The organism is Brevibacterium sp. NPDC049920 (genome assembly GCF_040656435.1).
In the GTDB taxonomy this organism is placed as follows: Bacteria; Actinomycetota; Actinomycetes; order Actinomycetales; family Brevibacteriaceae; genus Brevibacterium; species Brevibacterium pityocampae.
The window spans coordinates 71,621-87,694 of sequence record NZ_JBFAMF010000004.1 but is presented as its reverse complement, the minus strand read 5'-3'; the positions used below and the strand labels follow the sequence as shown (position 1 = coordinate 87,694).

Annotated in this window: 10 protein-coding genes; 6 read left to right on the top strand and 4 right to left on the bottom strand. The window is 71.6% G+C overall.

All coding sequences use genetic code 11. The features are described from left to right. Positions 1–16: 16 nt before the first annotated feature. The 4 genes from AB0I45_RS04980 to AB0I45_RS04965 form a co-directional block, all read right to left on the bottom strand. The gene (locus AB0I45_RS04980; RefSeq protein WP_345029080.1) at positions 17–1,390 is read right to left on the bottom strand and encodes a hypothetical protein; all 1,374 of its coding nucleotides are present in this window, start codon (positions 1,388–1,390) and stop codon (positions 17–19) included. 111 nt (positions 1,391–1,501) lie between these two features. Beyond that, entirely contained in the window at positions 1,502–3,871 is a 2,370-nt protein-coding gene (locus AB0I45_RS04975; RefSeq protein WP_345029078.1) for a transglycosylase domain-containing protein, read from the bottom strand. A 137-nt stretch (positions 3,872–4,008) separates the two neighbouring features. Beyond that, positions 4,009–5,721 (bottom strand): AMP-binding protein, encoded by a 1,713-nt coding sequence (locus AB0I45_RS04970; protein ID WP_345029076.1) that lies wholly within the window; start codon positions 5,719–5,721, stop codon positions 4,009–4,011. Between the two features lie 96 nt (positions 5,722–5,817). Continuing rightward, on the bottom strand, positions 5,818–7,287 hold the full coding sequence (locus AB0I45_RS04965; RefSeq protein WP_295690802.1) for a CCA tRNA nucleotidyltransferase: 1,470 nt from the start codon (positions 7,285–7,287) through the stop codon (positions 5,818–5,820). Positions 7,288–7,421: 134 nt separating this feature from the next. Between AB0I45_RS04965 and AB0I45_RS04960 the strand changes: the two genes are divergently transcribed. From AB0I45_RS04960 to trxA, 6 genes are all read left to right on the top strand, one after another. Next, on the top strand, positions 7,422–7,910 hold the full coding sequence (locus AB0I45_RS04960) for an NUDIX hydrolase (RefSeq protein ID WP_137318527.1): 489 nt from the start codon (positions 7,422–7,424) through the stop codon (positions 7,908–7,910). Then, positions 7,907–10,279 carry a DUF6049 family protein gene (locus AB0I45_RS04955; RefSeq protein WP_345029074.1) on the top strand — a complete coding sequence of 791 codons (2,373 nt, stop codon included), beginning with the start codon at positions 7,907–7,909 and terminating at the stop codon, positions 10,277–10,279. Before AB0I45_RS04960 ends, AB0I45_RS04955 begins: the two co-directional genes overlap by 4 nt. Positions 10,280–10,287: 8 nt before the next feature. Next, a complete protein-coding gene (gene murJ, locus AB0I45_RS04950) occupies positions 10,288–11,928 on the top strand; it encodes a murein biosynthesis integral membrane protein MurJ (protein ID WP_137318525.1) in 1,641 nt (546 codons plus the stop codon). A 61-nt stretch (positions 11,929–11,989) separates the two neighbouring features. Then, positions 11,990–14,629 carry a hypothetical protein gene (locus AB0I45_RS04945; protein ID WP_137318524.1) on the top strand — a complete coding sequence of 880 codons (2,640 nt, stop codon included), beginning with the start codon at positions 11,990–11,992 and terminating at the stop codon, positions 14,627–14,629. 165 nt (positions 14,630–14,794) lie between these two features. Continuing rightward, on the top strand, positions 14,795–15,736 hold the full coding sequence (trxB, locus tag AB0I45_RS04940) for a thioredoxin-disulfide reductase (RefSeq protein WP_247424355.1): 942 nt from the start codon (positions 14,795–14,797) through the stop codon (positions 15,734–15,736). Position 15,737: 1 nt separating this feature from the next. Further along, a complete protein-coding gene (gene trxA, locus AB0I45_RS04935; RefSeq protein ID WP_137318522.1) occupies positions 15,738–16,058 on the top strand; it encodes a thioredoxin in 321 nt (106 codons plus the stop codon). Positions 16,059–16,074 lie beyond the last annotated feature (16 nt).

Here is a 16,074-nt window from a genome sequence, read left to right as displayed (position 1 = left end):
CACAGACCTCACCATTCTAGTGATTCGGCCGGGCCGTGTCACCTTCGCCGGAGCCCCCGCCCGGCACGCTGCTCGCGATGTCGGATCCGGCGGCGGCCGACACCGCATCGGCTGTCGCGTCCCGCGACATGCGGGCCGGGGGTGCGGCGCGGAGCCGCTCGGTGGCGAGGTACACGAGGAAGGCGAGGGCGAAGAGGCGCAGCAGGGTGAAGACCGACAGCCACATCGGGGACAGCCCTTCGCTCGCGTCGAGCGCGGTGACGTCGGACAGGTGGACGGCCGCCGCGAGGGCCGCCTCGGACAGCCCCCAGGCCACCTGCACCCACAGGTGCCGCACGGCGAGCGCGGCGAAGGGGACCAGCCACAGCGCGTTCCACGTGGGGGCGGCGGGCATGAACAGCAGGCTGAGGCCGAGCAGCACGGTCGCCACCGCCGGCAGCGACAGCGGTGCGGCCGACCGGCCGGCGAGCATCACGGCGCAGGCGATGCCGAGCGCGAGCACCCAGACGATCACCGATACCGCGGTGAGCAGGCCGGGGTCGAGGGACCGCTCGTAGCTCAGCAGGGAGACCACGGAGCCGCGGTCGATCGCCTCGGCCCACCAGGCCGCGAGACGGCCGAACAGGCGGCCGTCGAGGACGATGAGCACGCCCACGGCGACGATGAACGCACCGCACGCCGCGATGAGGTCGGTGGTCTCGCGGCGTGAGACCAGGACGAGGGCGAGCGCGAGGACCACGACGAGGGCGAGCGGATTGATGAACGCGGCGAGCGCGAGCAGTGCGCCGGCGACCAGGGGCGAACGCGGCACCCGGGAGGGCGCCGGCCGCAGGAGGACGACCGCCCACAGCGCCAGCGCCACGCCCACGGGGTCCAACGACTGCCCGAGGGTGAACACGATGACCGGGGAGACGAACGCCACCGGGATCCACACCCGGTCCCCGCGGCTGCGCCCGAGGAGGAGCAGGGCGATGCCGGCCGCGGCGATCGCGAGCACGTTGAGGAGGAGGACGAGGACCATGAAGAAGGCGGTGTCACCGGTCTCCGCTCCAGCGCCCAGCCGATCCGCGAGCCCCACGAGCCAGGCACTGGCGGGAGAGAACTCCGTGCTCGCTCCGGGGGCCCGGCCGGGGGCGTCCGGGAAGGTCGTCGCTGTGATCCCGTTGGCCAGGGGCGAGGCGCACATCCGGAACGAGGCGAAGGGCTGCTCCCAGCCGCGCGCCACGCACGGGGCCTGGAGGAGCACGCCGAGCAGCGTGGTCACACCGAGCAGGCACATCGCGAGCACCCCGCCGACGATCCCGTGCTGCGGGCCGCCGGTGGCCAGACGCGCACCGCTGGGGCCGCCGAGCAGCGGGCGGGCCAGGGTCTCCGGGGTGAAGCGGGTCATGGAATCAGCCTAGAGGACCGGTGACCGTGCCGCCGGACCGCAGGGGCACCGCAGGGCCCGGAGAGATCTCTCCGGGCCCTGCGATTCCGTACGGTCGAGTGCGCCGAGGTGTCAGCCGCCGCCGATGCTGTTGCCGCCGTCTTGGTCGCCTCCGCCACCGGAGCCACCGCCGGGCGGGGGCTCCGGGGCTGGGGGCGGTTCCGGCGCCGGGGGCTCCGGTGCCGGCGGCTCCGGTGCGGGAGGCGGCTCGGGTGCCGGCTCCTCGGGCGGGGGCTCCGGTGCGGGCTCCTCCTCGCGCGGCTCCTCCGGCTGCTCCTCGATCGGGGCCTCGTCCTCCTCGTCGCGCGGACGCTCCTGGCGCGGCTGGTCGTCGTCGTCATTGCCGCGCGGCCGGTCCGGATTCGGGTTCGGGTTCGGGTTCGGGCGGGCGGGCGGAGCCTGGTTCGGCACACCGGAGTCGTTCTTCGGCTTCTCGACGTCGGGCAGCTCACCGCGCTTGGGGAACTTCTCGATGTCCTCGCCCTCGAGCGCGTCATCCATGTACTGGGTCCACGCCTGGACGGGGAACGAGCCGCCGGTGATCGAGCCGCGGCCGCCGTAGGCGCCGATCTCCATCGGGTTGCCGGCCTCGTCCTCGCGGTAGATCGCCACCGAGGTCGCGAGGTTCGGGGTGTATCCGGCGAACCACGCGGAGTAGTTGTCCTGCGAGGTGCCGGTCTTGCCGGCGGCCGGGCGGCCGAGGTTCTGGGCGTAGGAGCCCGAGCCCGAGGTCACGACGCGGGACAGCGCGTAGCTCGTCTCGGCCATGACGTTCTCGTCGAACACCCGCTCGCCCTCGGTGTCGGCCTCGTGGACGACCTCGCCGTCGGGGTTCTCGACCTTCGCCACGGAATGCGGGGCCCGGTGGATGCCGTTGGCGGCGAAGGTCGCGTAGGCCGTGGTCATCCGGCCCACCGTCGGGCTCGCGGTGCCGAGCACGTTCGCCGCGTTGGCCTCGAGGCCGCTCGTGTCCTCGCCGAGCCCGGCGCGGATCGCGACGTCCTTGGTCTTCTCCGGCCCGACCTCGATGTTCAGCTGCGCGTAGGCGGTGTTGATCGAGCTCTCGGTGGCCCGGAGCAGGCTCACCGAGCCGTAGTTCGCGCCGCCGTAGTTGTTCGGCCGCCACGGGGTGCCGTCGTACATCATCGTCGTGCCGCTGTTGCCGGCGAAGTGGTCGGTGAGTCGGAACCCGTTCTCGAATCCGGCGACCAGGGTGAAGGGCTTGAAGGTCGAGCCCGCCTGGGTGATGTCCTCCGTCGCCTGGTTCTGCTGCCGCTCGAGGTAGTCCTCGCCGCCGTACATCGCCTTGATGCCGCCGGTCTTCGGGTCGATCGACATGAGTCCGACGTGCATGCCCTTCTTGAGCTCGGGCAGGTCCTCGACGGCATCGATCGCGGCCTCGACGTCCTCCTGGTTGTAGGTGGTGTGGATCTGCAGGCCGCCGCGGTCGAGCATCTCCGGGGTGATCCCGGCGTTGACGAGCTCCTTGCGGACATTGTCGAGCAGGTAGCCGTTCTGGCCGCGGAACTGGTTGTCCTTCTTCGCCTCGGACAGCTCCGGCATCTCGGTGCTCGCGGCCTCGTCCTCGGTGATATAGCCGAGCTCGGCCATGTTCTCCAGCACGTAGCGGAAGCGGTCCTCGTACTCCTCCGGGCTCTCCGCGGGGTCCGCGGCACCGGGGCGCTGGATCATCGCGGCGAGCAGCGCGCTCTCCGGGACGTCGAGCTCGGAAGCGGGCTTGCCGTAGTAGTTCTGCGCGGCGACCTCGATGCCGTAGCTCTGCCGGCCGAGGAAGATCGTGTTGAGGTAGTTCGCGAGGATCTCGTCCTTCGTCAGCTCCTGGTCGACCTTGATCGCGATGAACATCTCGCGGACCTTGCGGTCCATGCTGCGCTCGTTCGTGAGGTAGAAGTTCTTGACGTACTGCTGGGTGATCGTCGAGCCGCCGCCGGCGTAGTTGTCGGTGACGACGCCCCACACCGCGCGGGACAGGCCCTTGATGGAGATGCCGCGGTTCTCGTAGAACGACTGGTCCTCCGCCGCGATCGCCGCCTGCTGCATCGCCGGGGAGATCGCGTCGATCGGGACGCTGCGGCGGTCCTCGATCTTGAAGGTGCCGAGCGCGGTCTCGCCGTCGTCCCAGTAGACGGTCGAGGTCTGACCCTCGGCCTCGACGTTGGGCTCGGGCACGTCGGTCACCGCGTAGCCGATGCTGAACAGGCCGATGACGAGGACGAACAGCGCCAGCACCCCGACGCCGATGAGGCGCAGGGACGGCAGCCAGCGGGTCCACCCGGTCACCCCCGAGCGGGGGTAGTTGAGCAGACCCTTGTTCACCCCGGACCTCCCGGTGGAACTTGCGGCGGCCGAACCGGCCGCGGCGGTCTTCTGGTGCTTGGCCAAAGATTCTCCCTCGTCGCGCGAACCGGGCAATTCAAACACGCTAACTTTGGAAGTCGATGAGCGTGAGGTGTGAGCGTGCGCACTCGAGCCCCGGACCCGAACGCCCGCGACCCGTCTCCGAACCGCCGGGCCGGCCCCGCCCGAGGCGCCCCGGGCCGGGCGTCACCGGTCCGGACTCAGCCGCGCAGCTCGGGGAAGTCGGCGTCGGAGTACTCGGTGTGCTCGACCGTCGTCGCCCCCTCGTCGGGGTGGAGATCGCGCTCCCGGCTCCGCAGCTCGACCCGGCGGATCTTGCCGGAGATCGTCTTCGGCAGCTCGGTGAACTCGATCCGCCGGATCCGCTTGTACGGGGCGAGGTTCTCGCGGCAGAACCCGAGGATGTCGCGCGCGAGCTCCGGGCTGGGATCCCAGCCGTAGCCGAGCACCACGTACGCCTTGGGCACCGCGAGCCGGACCGGGTCGGGCGAGGGCACGACCGCGGCCTCCGCCACGGCCTCGTGCTCGATGAGCACGCTCTCGAGCTCGAACGGGGAGAGCCGGTAGTCGCTGGCCTTGAACACGTCGTCGGCACGGCCTACGTAGGTGATGAAGCCGTCCGCGTCCCGGGAGGCGACGTCGCCGGTGTGGTAGACGCCGTCCTCGAACGCCTCGGCGGTGCGCTCCTCGTCGTGCCAGTAGCCGGCGGTCAGTCCCACCGGGCGCGGGTCGAGGCGCAGGCAGATCTCGCCCTCGTCGCCGATCTCCCCGGTCGCCGGGTCGCGCAGCACCACGTCGTAGCCGGGCAGCGGCCGGCCCATCGAGCCGTACTTGATCGGCTGGCCGGGCGGGTTGCCGATCTGCAGGGTGGTCTCCGTCTGGCCGAAGCCGTCGCGGATGAGCACTCCCCAGCTGTCCTTGACCCGGTCGATGACCTCCGGGTTGAGCGGCTCGCCGGCGCCGAGCGCCTTCTGCGGCGGGGTGGACAGCAGGCCGAGGTCGGCCTGGATGAGCATGCGCCACACGGTGGGCGGGGCGCAGAAGCTCGTCACGCCCACCCGCTCCATCGTGGCCATGAGCGCCGGGGCGTCGAAGCGGGAGTAGTTGTAGAGGAACACGCAGGCCTCGGCGATCCACGGGGTGAAGATGTTCGACCACGCGTGCTTGGCCCAGCCCGGGGAGGCGACGTTGAGGTGGATGTCGCCGGGCTCCATGCCCATCCAGTACATCGTCGACAGGTGTCCGACGGGATAGGACACATGGGTGTGGGCGACCATCTTCGCCTTCGAGGTGGTGCCCGAGGTGAAGTAGAGGAGCAGCAGGTCGTCCGCCGGGGTCGGCCCATCGGGCTCGAACTCCGCGGGGAACTCGTCCGCCGTGGCGTAGGCGATGTCCCCCTCGCGGGTCGGCTCGCCGCCCACGAAGATCCGGGTCAGCGGCAGGTCGACGGCGTCGAACTTCGCGGCATCGGCGGCGGTGGCGACGACGAACGCGGCCTCACCGCGCTCGGCCCGGTCGGTGAGGTCGGCGGCCTGGAGCTGGGTGGTGGTCGGCAGGAGCACAGCGCCGAGCTTGATCCCGGCGAGCATGGTCTCCCACAGCTCCACCTGGTTGCCGAGCATGACCATGACGTGCGAGCCGCGGGTGACGCCGGCGGCGCGGAGCATGTTCGCCACCTGGTTCGAGCGCGCTGAGAGGGTGCGGTAGCTCCAGATCCCCTCGGTGCCGTCCTGCTCGACGATCCACAGCGCCGGGGAGTCGTTGTCGCGGGCGACCTCGTCGAACCAGTCGAGGCCGAAGTTGAAGTGCTCGAAGCGGGGCCAGGTGAAGGCGGCGCGCGCCTGTTCGAGGTCGGTGCGCATCTCGAGCAGGCTGTCGCGGGCCTGCCGGAACGTGTCCGTCGCGGTGCTCATACGGTCTCCTTCGATGTATTCCGTCACCTCTGGCTTCAAGGTACCAGGCACCGGAGGCGCGGAACCGGGCGTCTCACGGCACTTCCCGCACTCCGGTCATCCCTGTCGTGCGTCCCACCATTCGCGCAGCACCGCCGCAGCGCGCTCCTCACCGAGCGGGCCGTGCTCCATCCGCTCCTCGAGGAGGAAGCGGTAGGCCTCGCCGACCTCGCGCCCGGGCGGGATGTCGAGCAGCGCCATGATCTGCTTCCCGTCGAGGTCGGGGCGGATCGCGTCGAGCTTCTCCTGCTCGGCGAGCGCCGTGATCCGCTCCTCGAGGTCGTCGTAGGCATGCGCCAGCCGCTCGGCCTTGCGGCGGTTGCGGGTGGTGACGTCGGACCGGGTGAGGATGTGGAGCCGGGGCAGCAGGTCCCCGGCGTCGGTGACGTAGCGGCGCACCGCGGAGTCCGACCAGCCGGCGTCCCCGTAGCCGTAGAACCGCAGGTGGAGCTCGACGAGCCGGGCGACCTTCTTCGTCGTGTCCTTGTCGAAGTGGAGGGCCTTCATCCGCTTCGCCGTCATCTTCGCCCCGACGACGTCGTGGTGGTAGAAGGTCACCGCACCGCCCGGCTCGAAACGGCGCGTCGAGGGCTTGCCGATGTCGTGCATGAGCGCGGCGAAGCGGACGACGAAGTCCGGCACCGGGAGGCGCTGCGGGTCTCCTTCGGCGATCCCCGCCTTCTCCTGCCGGGCGGCGTACCGGGATTCGAGCTCGATCGCCTGGTCGAGCACGGTGAGGCTGTGCTGGTAGACGTCCTTGTGGCGGTGGTGCTCGTCGCGCTCGAGGCGCAGGCCGGCGACCTCGGGCAGGATGCGCTCGGCGAGCCCGGTGTCGACGAGCAGCTCGATGCCGCGGCGGGGTGCCGCCCCGCACACGAGCTTGACGAGCTCGTCGCGCACGCGCTCGGCGGACACGATGTCGATCCGCTCGGCCATCCCGGTCATCGCCTCGACGACCTCGCCGGCGGCGGCGAAGTCGAGCTGGGAGGTGAAGCGGGCGGCGCGCATCATCCGCAGCGGGTCGTCGCCGAAGCTCATCTCCGCGCTCCCCGGGGTGCGGATCCGGCCGGCCTCGAGGTCCGCGAGCCCGCCGAAGGGGTCGACGAACACGCGGGCGGGCAGCCGCACGGCCATCGCACCGATCGTGAAGTCGCGGCGCAGCAGGTCGTCGTCGAGGGAGTCGCCGAACGCCACGGTGGGCTTGCGGGACTCCGGGTCGTACGCCTCGGCGCGGTAGGTGGTGATCTCGATCTGGTAACCGGAGCGGATCATCCCGATCGTGCCGAACCTCCGGCCGATGTCCCAGTGCGCATCCGCCCAGCCGGTGATGAGCCGGAGGATGTCGTCGGGCCGGGCGTCGGTGGTGAAGTCGAGGTCGGGCATCCCCCGGCCGAGCAGCGCATCGCGCACCGAGCCGCCGACGAGTGCGAGCTCGAACCCGGCGTCGGCGAACCGCTGCCCCAGGGGGCCGAGGATGGGGTCGAGCCCGTCGAGGGCATCGGCCAGCCGGGCATGGGCCTGGGCCAGGAACACCTGGGACCTCCTTGGGATCGCGTCGTCCCGGACCGTCGGGTCGGGGACCCTCACCAGGGTACCGGCGCAGGTCCCGGTGCGGGCGCGACGGCCACGAAACCTCCAGGTGCGGACGATAGAGTGAAGTCATGCCCAGGCCGTTGCCGAAGCCCGGACCGTTTCCGGTGCGCTCCAACACCGTGGAGGAGACCTCCGCGGGCGGCATCGTGGTCGATTTCTCCCGTGCGGACCGGCCGGTCGCGGTGATCGCACGGATCAACCGGGCCGGGCGCCTCGAATGGTGCCTGCCCAAGGGTCACCTCGAGGGCGAGGAGACCGCCGCGCAGGCGGCCCGCCGCGAGGTCGCCGAGGAGACCGGCGTCGAGGGCAGCGTCGTCGCCCCACTCGGCAGCGTCGACTACTGGTTCTCCGTCGCCGGCTACCGCGTCCACAAGGTCGTCCACCACTTCCTGCTCAGCGCCACCGGTGGGGAGCTCACCGTCGAGAACGACCCGGACCAGGAGGCGATCGACGCCGCCTGGGTGCCGTTCGACGAGCTCGGCTCGCGCCTGACCTTCGCCAACGAGCGCCGTATCGTCGCCGCGGCCCGCACCGTCCTGCCCCGGTACGCGCCGTGACGCTCGCCTCCCCCCGGCGCGGCGCCACCCTCGTTCTCCTCGCACTCCTCGTGCTGCTCCTCAGCGGGCTGCCGTTCCAGCTCATCCCCGCCGCGGCCGGCCCCGTGCCCCAGCCCCCGGTGGGGGCCCCCGATCCCGCAGCCGAGGCGCCCAGCACCCCGGAATCCGCCCAGGAACCGGGCACCGAGCTCGTCGTGGTCGACGAGATCACGCCCTGGCTCGACCCGGACGGCGCCCTGCGGGTGTCCGGCACGGTGATCAACCGCAGCGACACCGATCTGCGCACCCCGGCGCTCGAGCTGCGGATGTCCACCGATCGCCTCGACTCCCGCCTCCAGATCAACCGGTGGAGCGAGCGCGGCGGCCGCCACCGGATCCTCGCCGCGAGCACCGACACCCCGCCCGACGACGCGGACGGCGCGCCCCAGGTGCCCGACCTGCCGGACTCGCTGGCACCGGGACAGGTCGCCGAGTTCACCTTCGAGGTGCCGGCCGACCGCCTCGAGCTGCCCACCTCCTCCCCGATCTCCGCCTGGGGGGCGCGCGGGGTCGAGGTCGCCCTGTCCGGCCGGACCGATTCCGGTGCCGTCGCCGGCTCCGCGACCGGGTTCACCACCTGGTATCCGGACCCTGACCCGGACCCCACCTCGATCACCCTCGTCATGCCGGTGACGCTGCCGGGCTTCTCCTCCACCGGTCTCCTCCCGCAGGAGACGCTCGAACAGGCCGCCGGGCCGGAGGGCCCGCTCACCGCGCTCCTCGCCGCAGCCGAGGTCGACCCGGCGATCGCGCTCGCGATCGACCCGCGCCTGCTCGCCTCGATCGACTCCGCGCTGCGCGCGTCCGAACCCGCCGAACCGGAACCGTCCGCACCCCTGCCCACCGGGACGGCCGCGCCGAGCGAACCGTCCGAGCTCGTCACCGAGCCGGCCGACGGCACCGACCCCACCCCACTCCTGCGGGACTGGTTCACCCGCTTCGCCGATCTCGCCGAAGGCCGCACGCTCATCGCGCTGCCCTGGGCCGACGCCGACCTCGCCTCGCTCACCGAGGGTGACCTCGACGGACTCGCCGAACGGGCGCAGGAGGACGCGGCGATCGTCACCGAGATGTTCCCACAGGCCCGCACCGATGTCGTGTGGCCGGTGTCGGGCACCGTGACACAGGAACACCTGCCCGACCTCGTCACCCCGGACACGAACACCGTCGTCGTCTCCGACCTCCAGCAGCCGGCCCTCACCGGGTACACCTCGGACGCGCACTCGACGGTGACCGTCGCCGCGGGCCCTGAGGACGGAACGGGCGCGGACGACTCGGGATCCCGCGCGGCGGCCGACGACCCGGGCGACGGCTCCGGCGCCATGGAGGGCGGCGCGCGGGACACCTCGGCGGTCTCCCCGCGGATCCTCGACTCGCTCGTCGTCGACACCGGGCTCTACGACGCCGTCGCCACCGCTGGCGCAGCCGGGGCGCCCGCCGCAGCGGTGAGTGAGTACGTCGCGGAGAGCTCCGCGATCACTGCCGAGCGCCCCTACGACTCCCGCCACCTGTTCGTCACCCTGCCGCGCACGGCCGCGGACAGCTCCTGGCGGGACATCGCCGAGGCCACCCGCTCCGCCCCGTGGCTGGCCTTCCGCTCCGTCGACGCACTCCTCGAGGGGCAGCCGGTGTCCCGCGCCCCGGTCGTGGCCTCGACCCGTCGCACCGGTCTGACCGCCGAGGCCATCACCGGGCTGCGCTCCGCCCACTCCGCGGTGGGCGATTACGCAGCGGTGTTCAGCGATGCGGACTCCGCGCGCCGCGACCTCGACCGGATGATGCTCGGCTGCGCACAGGCCGCCTGGGCGGACGCCCCCAACCGCGCCGAGTGCACCGAGGCGCTCGACACCGAGGTCGCCGCGCTCACCAGCAGCATCCGACCCGAGGAGGGGTCCCCGGTGCTCCTCGTCACCGGCGAGCGCACGACGATCCCGATCCGGGTGGAGAACACCTCGGGTCGACCCGCGACGGTCACCGTGCGCGTCACCGCGCCCACCCCCCAGCTGCGCACCGCGGTGAGCGAGACGGTGGAGCTCTCGCCGCACGAGAGCACGCGCGTTGACGTGCCCGTCGAGGGGCTCGCGAACGCCGACCTCATCACCCGGGTGGAGATCGTCGCGGACAACGGCTATGTCGTCCCGCACACCGGGGAGCTCATGGTGCGGGTGCGCGCCGACTGGGAGAACATCGGCACCGCCGTCATCGCCGCGGGCCTCCTCATCGTGTTCGTCGTCGGCCTCGCGAAGTCCGTGTCCCGCGGTCGGCGTAAGATTCCCAAGAGCCAGCTCGAGGCCGCCATGGCCCGGGCGCAGCAGAACGACCGAGGATAGGAGAACGGGTGGCACGCACCGGGATCTCCTCACTGGCGAAGTCCTCGGCGGTGATGACTGCCGGCACGCTCGCCTCGCGCATCCTCGGCTTCGTCAAGACCATGCTCCTGGCGACCGCGATCGGCGTGACGATCGGCGGCGCGGCCGACGCCTTCGACGTCGCCAACAAGGTCCCGAACAACCTCTACATGCTGCTCGCCGGCGGAGTCCTCAACGCCGTCCTCGTCCCGCAGATCGTCCGCGCGACCCGCCGCTCCGACGGCGGCCGGGACTTCACCAACCGGCTCCTCACGCTCACCCTCGTGCTCCTCCTCGGCGTCACGGTCATCGCCACCCTGTGCGCTCCGCTCCTCGTCCGCCTCTACTCCTCGTCCGCCTGGAGCCCGGAGCAGACCGCGCTCGCCGTCGCCTTCGCCTACTGGTGCCTGCCGCAGATCTTCTTCTACGGCCTCTACACGATGCTCGGGCAGGTGCTCAACGCGCACTCGTCCTTCGGTCCGTACATGTGGGCGCCGGTGGTCAACAACCTCGTGTCGATCGCCGGCCTCATCGTCTTCATCGTCGTGTTCGGCCCCGGCGAGGCCGGTCAGCACGCCGTCGGCACCTGGGACACCCCCAAGCTCGTCCTCCTCGCCGGCTCCGCCACGCTCGGCGTCGTCCTCCAGGCGCTCGTCCTGCTGTGGCCGCTCAAGCGCATCGGGTTCTCCTACCGGCCGACCTTCGGCTTCCGCGGCTTCGGCCTGCGCACCGCCGGCACCGTCGCCGGCTGGACCTTCGCCGCGGTGCTCATCGGGCAGCTCGGCTTCATCGTCACGAGCCGGGTCGCCGCCTCGGCGTCCTCGACCGGCGGGGAGGCCTCGGCATCGAACGCCGCGTACTCGGTCTCGTACCTCATGTTCATGCTCCCGCACTCGCTCGTCGCGGTGTCGCTCGCCACCGCGCTCTTCACCTCGATGAGCTCGTACGCCGCGGAGGACGACACGCGCTCGGTGCGCGGCTCGCTCACCCTCGGCCTGCGGGTGGTCGGGCTCGTCAACATGTTCGCCACCGTCGCCTTCATCGCGCTCGCCGGCCCCGCCGCGATGCTCATCGGCGGCGGATCCCAGGCCCAGGCCCGCTCGATCGGCCTCGTCCTCGTCACCATGGTCATCGGCCTCGTCCCGTTCAGCGCGAACTATCTGCTCCAGCGGGTGTTCTACGCCTACGAGGACGCCCGCACCCCGTTCTGGGTGCAGGTGCCGCAGGTCGCGCTCACCGCCGGCGGCGTGATCGCCTCCGGTGCGCTCCTGCCACAGCAGTTCGTCGTCGCCGGGATCGGACTCTCGATGAGCGTCGGCTACCTGTTCGCCTGCATCACGAGCGCCGCCCTGCTGCGCCGCCGCCTCGGGCATCTCGAGTCGACCGCGATCCTCGTCGCCCACCTCAAGTTCGCCGTCGCCGGTGCGCTCGCCTGCGCGGCGGGGATGGGTCTGCTCGCGTGGGCGGGCGAGGGCGCCTGGGCCGGGCGCGCCGGTGCGCTCGTCACCGTCGGCTGGATCGGCATCGTCATGCTCGGGGTGTACCTCGGCGTGTGTTGGCTGCTGCGGGTGTCGGAGCTCCACGCGGTCGCCGCCACGGTGCGCGCCAAGGTGAATCGCGGCGCGGGCTGAGACGAGGGCGCGGTGCCGAACGGTAGTATTCGACTCTGAGGCGAAGCATGACTCTGCGGAGGTGGTCCCCCTGATCAACATCGAACGCGGCACGGTCATCGCCGACCGGTACGTCGTCTCCGAAGTCCGCCGACCCTGGTTGGCCGAGTTCCCCGAAGCGGGAACCGTGTGCCTCGTCATCGACGCCATCCTCGATGAGCCCGCGCAGCTGTTCGCCGCCGACGCCTCCCGCTCCGGCGACCTCCTCGACGCCGCCCGCCGCGCCTCGCTCCTCACCGATCCCCGGATCCCCGACATCCACGACGTCGGACGCGCCGACGGCATCGACTTCGTCGTCGTCGACCGCACCGAGGCCGTCGGCCTGCCCGCCCTCCTCGGCCACGGGCCGCTCGACCCCGAGGCGGCCCGCGCACTCGTCGGCGAGGCCGCGACCGCCCTCGTCCACGCCTCGAAGCGCGGCCTCCACCACCTGTGCCTGGGCCCGGAGTCCATCGCCCTGACCCCCACCGGAGAGGTCGAGGTCCAGGGGGTGGCGATCGACGCCGCCGTGGCCGACGGCCCCTACGAGCTCGGCCTCGACGCGCTGTCGAGCCGGGAGGCGCTGCGCGAGGACGCGCTCGCGCTCGTCAACATCCTCTATGCCGCGCTCACCGCGCACTGGCCCGGGCCCGAGGCGCGCAGCGGACTCGAGCCCGCGCCCAAGAAGAACGCCCTCATCGTCCGCGCCGAGTCGGTCACCCCCGGCATCCCGCGCGACCTCGAGGAGTTCGTCTCCGGAGTCGTCTCCAAGACCGAGGCCGGCCCGCGCAGTCCGAGCGAGATCGTGCGCTACCTGGGCGAATGGGACACCCGCGCCCTCCACCGGCTCGCCCGGGGCGGAACGGCCGAGCCCGGTGAGCCGCTGTTCCCCGGCGGCACTACCGACTTCAGCGGCACCCCGCGTGATTCTGCGCCCGGCAGCACCGCCGACGCTGCGAAGCGGGCGCCCGGACAGGCCCCGGGCGCCGAGTCCCCGGCGGGACGCCTCCCCGACACGGCAGGTCCGGCCGGAACCGGCGCTGCCGCGGCCGCCGCCGCCGCGGCGGGCACCACCGCCGGAAGCACCCCGTCGCTCCCCGAGCGCAACACTCCCGCAGGGACTTCCGCCGGTGGCCGCAGCGGATCGCGGCCGAGCCGCACCCCCGTTGCGACACCCGCACCCGCCGCAGAGGAGTCCGCACCCACCCGCCGCGCCACGCCGCAGCAGCTCCAGGCCGCGCTCAAGCGCATCGGCATGGTGCGACCGGGCACCACCGGGCTGGCCGCAGGCCGCTCCGGCAGCGAGACCTCCCCGTTCGACGACCAGATGCAGATGCGTCGGGCGTCGACCTTCCCCGTGGCCGCGGCGAGCATGGACGAGGTCGCCGACGACACCCGCGAATGGCAGCCCGAGGACACCTTCTCGAGCTACTCCGAGTACGCCTCCCGCGAACAGGACCCCAACCTCACCGCCCCGATCCTCGATCGTGACGCGATGTGGAACGACAGCGAGGACACCCAGGTCATCGAGCTCGACCGGGCCCCCGATCCCGAGGGCTCCGGTGAGGACGAGGACGACGGCTCGTGGTTCCTCGGCGGGATGTTCACCACCCGCGAGGAGGAGCTCGCCCGCCAGCGCGCCGAGTTCGAGCGCGAGCGCCGTCTCCAGCAGGAGGCCGAGGAGCGGCTGCGCCTCTCGGACCCGAACCGGCGGACCTCGCGCGGCGGAGTCGCCCACGACCTCGACGATTCCCCGATCGATGACGCCGCGGGGCCCAGGCCCGGGGCCGGGGCCGGGGCCGGAGTCAGGGCCGGTAACGGGGCCGCCGCAGCATCCCGCGGCGGGGCTGCGGCTGCTCTTCGCAGCGGTTCCGAAACGAACGGCGATGATGCTGCCGAGACTCCGGAACAGGGTTCGAACCCTGCCGAGAACGCCGTCCGCTCGGACGCGACTACAAACGTTTCCGCACTTCAGACGGGTTCCAGCCCTACGCATTCCAAGCGCGCTCACACGAGTGCTGTCGCCGGTGCCGCCGCCGGAAGCGGATCGTCCGGTGCCGGTCCCGCGGATCGCGGATCGCGCAGCAGCTCGCTCAAGCCGCTGCCGCTCATCATCGGGGTCCTCGCCGTGCTCGTGGCGATCGGCCTCATCATCGGTCTCTTCGTCCGCCCGGGCGACGATCCGACGGCCGGTGAGACCACCGCTCCGCCCGCGGAGCCGTCCTCCGCAGAGCCCTCGCCCACCGAGGAGGCCGGTCCGCCCCCGGTGATCGCGGCCGCCGAAGCTCTCGACCCGGAGGGGGACGGCAGCGAGAACGACGCCGATGCGGAGAACGTCCTCCCCGGAGTGTCCGGAGTCTGGGAGACCGACCGGTACAACTCCGCAGAGTTCGGCAACCTCAAATCGGGCCTCGGGCTCGGCCTCGAGCTCGAGGATGAAGCGACCATCTCCTCCGTCGCGATCATCTCCGGCACCCCCGGTGGCGCCGTGGAGATCCGCGTGGGCGACTCGGCCGACCCGGAGGACGCGGAGACCGTCGCCACCGGCGAACTGCCCGACGACACCGGGACCATCGAACTCGACGAACCGGCCACGGGCACCCACGTGTTCGTCTGGATCACCGAGCTGCCCTCGGTCTCCGAGGGCTACCGCGCGCGGATCAGCGAGATCGAGCTGTCGTGACACCGCGGTCCCGGGCCACCTGTCCGGGCCCGCGGCAGCGCGCGCGGAATAACCCCGTGCACCGTCCTGTTGTGCGTACATCGAACTGATCCACCCCTCGCCTGCTCATCACGAGCAGGCGCCGTCACGACCGGCCCGCTGAGCCCCGGTCACCGAGGAGAATCCATGACCGAACGCCACGTCGTCATCATCGGCTCCGGCCCTGCCGGGTACACCGCCGCGATCTACGCCGCACGGGCGAATCTGCAGCCTGTCGTCATCGCGGGATCGGTGACTGCCGGCGGCGAGCTCATGAACACGACGGACGTCGAGAACTTCCCGGGCTTCCCCGAAGGCGTGCAGGGGCCCGACCTCATGGAGAGCATGCGGGCGCAGGCCGAACGCTTCGGTGCCGAGGTCGTGTACGACGACGTGACCGAGCTGCGGATGAATCCCGGCGCCCACGGCATCACCACGGCCCTCGGGACGGAGTACACGGCGCGCGCGGTCATCCTCGCCACCGGCTCGGCCTACCGGGAGCTCGGGCTCCCCAATGAGAAGGCGCTCTCCGGCCACGGCGTGAGCTGGTGCGCCACCTGTGATGGGTTCTTCTTCAAGGATCAGGAGATCGCTGTCGTCGGCGGCGGGGACTCGGCGATCGAGGAGGCGACCTTCCTCACCCGATTCGCCTCCAAGGTCACCCTCATCCACCGCCGCCAGGAGCTGCGCGCCTCGCAGGCCATGCAGGACCGTGCCAAGGCCGACCCGAAGCTCGAGTTCCTCCTCGACTCCGAGGTGGCCGAGATCCACGGTGAGGACGCGCTCACCGGGCTCACCGTACGCAGCACCGCCACCGGAGAGACGAGCGAGCTGCCCGTCACCGGTCTGTTCGTCGCCATCGGCTCCGATCCGCGCACGGAGCTGTTCAAGGATGCCCTCGAGATCCGCCCCGACGGCTATCTCGCCGTGGACGGCCGGAGCTCGCGGACCACGGTTCCCGGGATCTTCGCCGCCGGCGACGTCATCGATCCCATCTATCGTCAGGCGATCACCGCCGCCGGCTCCGGCTGCGTGGCCGCCACCGACGCCGAACACTACCTCGCATCACTCAACGACAAGGAGTCCTGAAATGACCAAGGAAGTCACCGACGCCACCTTCGACGCAGAGGTCCTCCAGTCCGACAAGCCTGTGCTCGTCGATTTCTGGGCACCCTGGTGCGGGCCCTGCCGCATGGTGTCCCCGATCGTCGACGAGATCGGCGAGGAGCAGGCGGAGAAGCTCACCGTCGTCAAGGTCAACACCGACGAGAACATGGAGACCGCCGCGAAGTACGGGATCACCTCGATCCCGGCGCTCTACGTGTTCCAGGACGGCGAGGTCGCGAAGACGATCATCGGCGCCCGGCCCAAGCCCGCGCTGCTCCAGGAGCTCGCAGAGTTCACCAGCTGATCCGTACTCAGCCGAC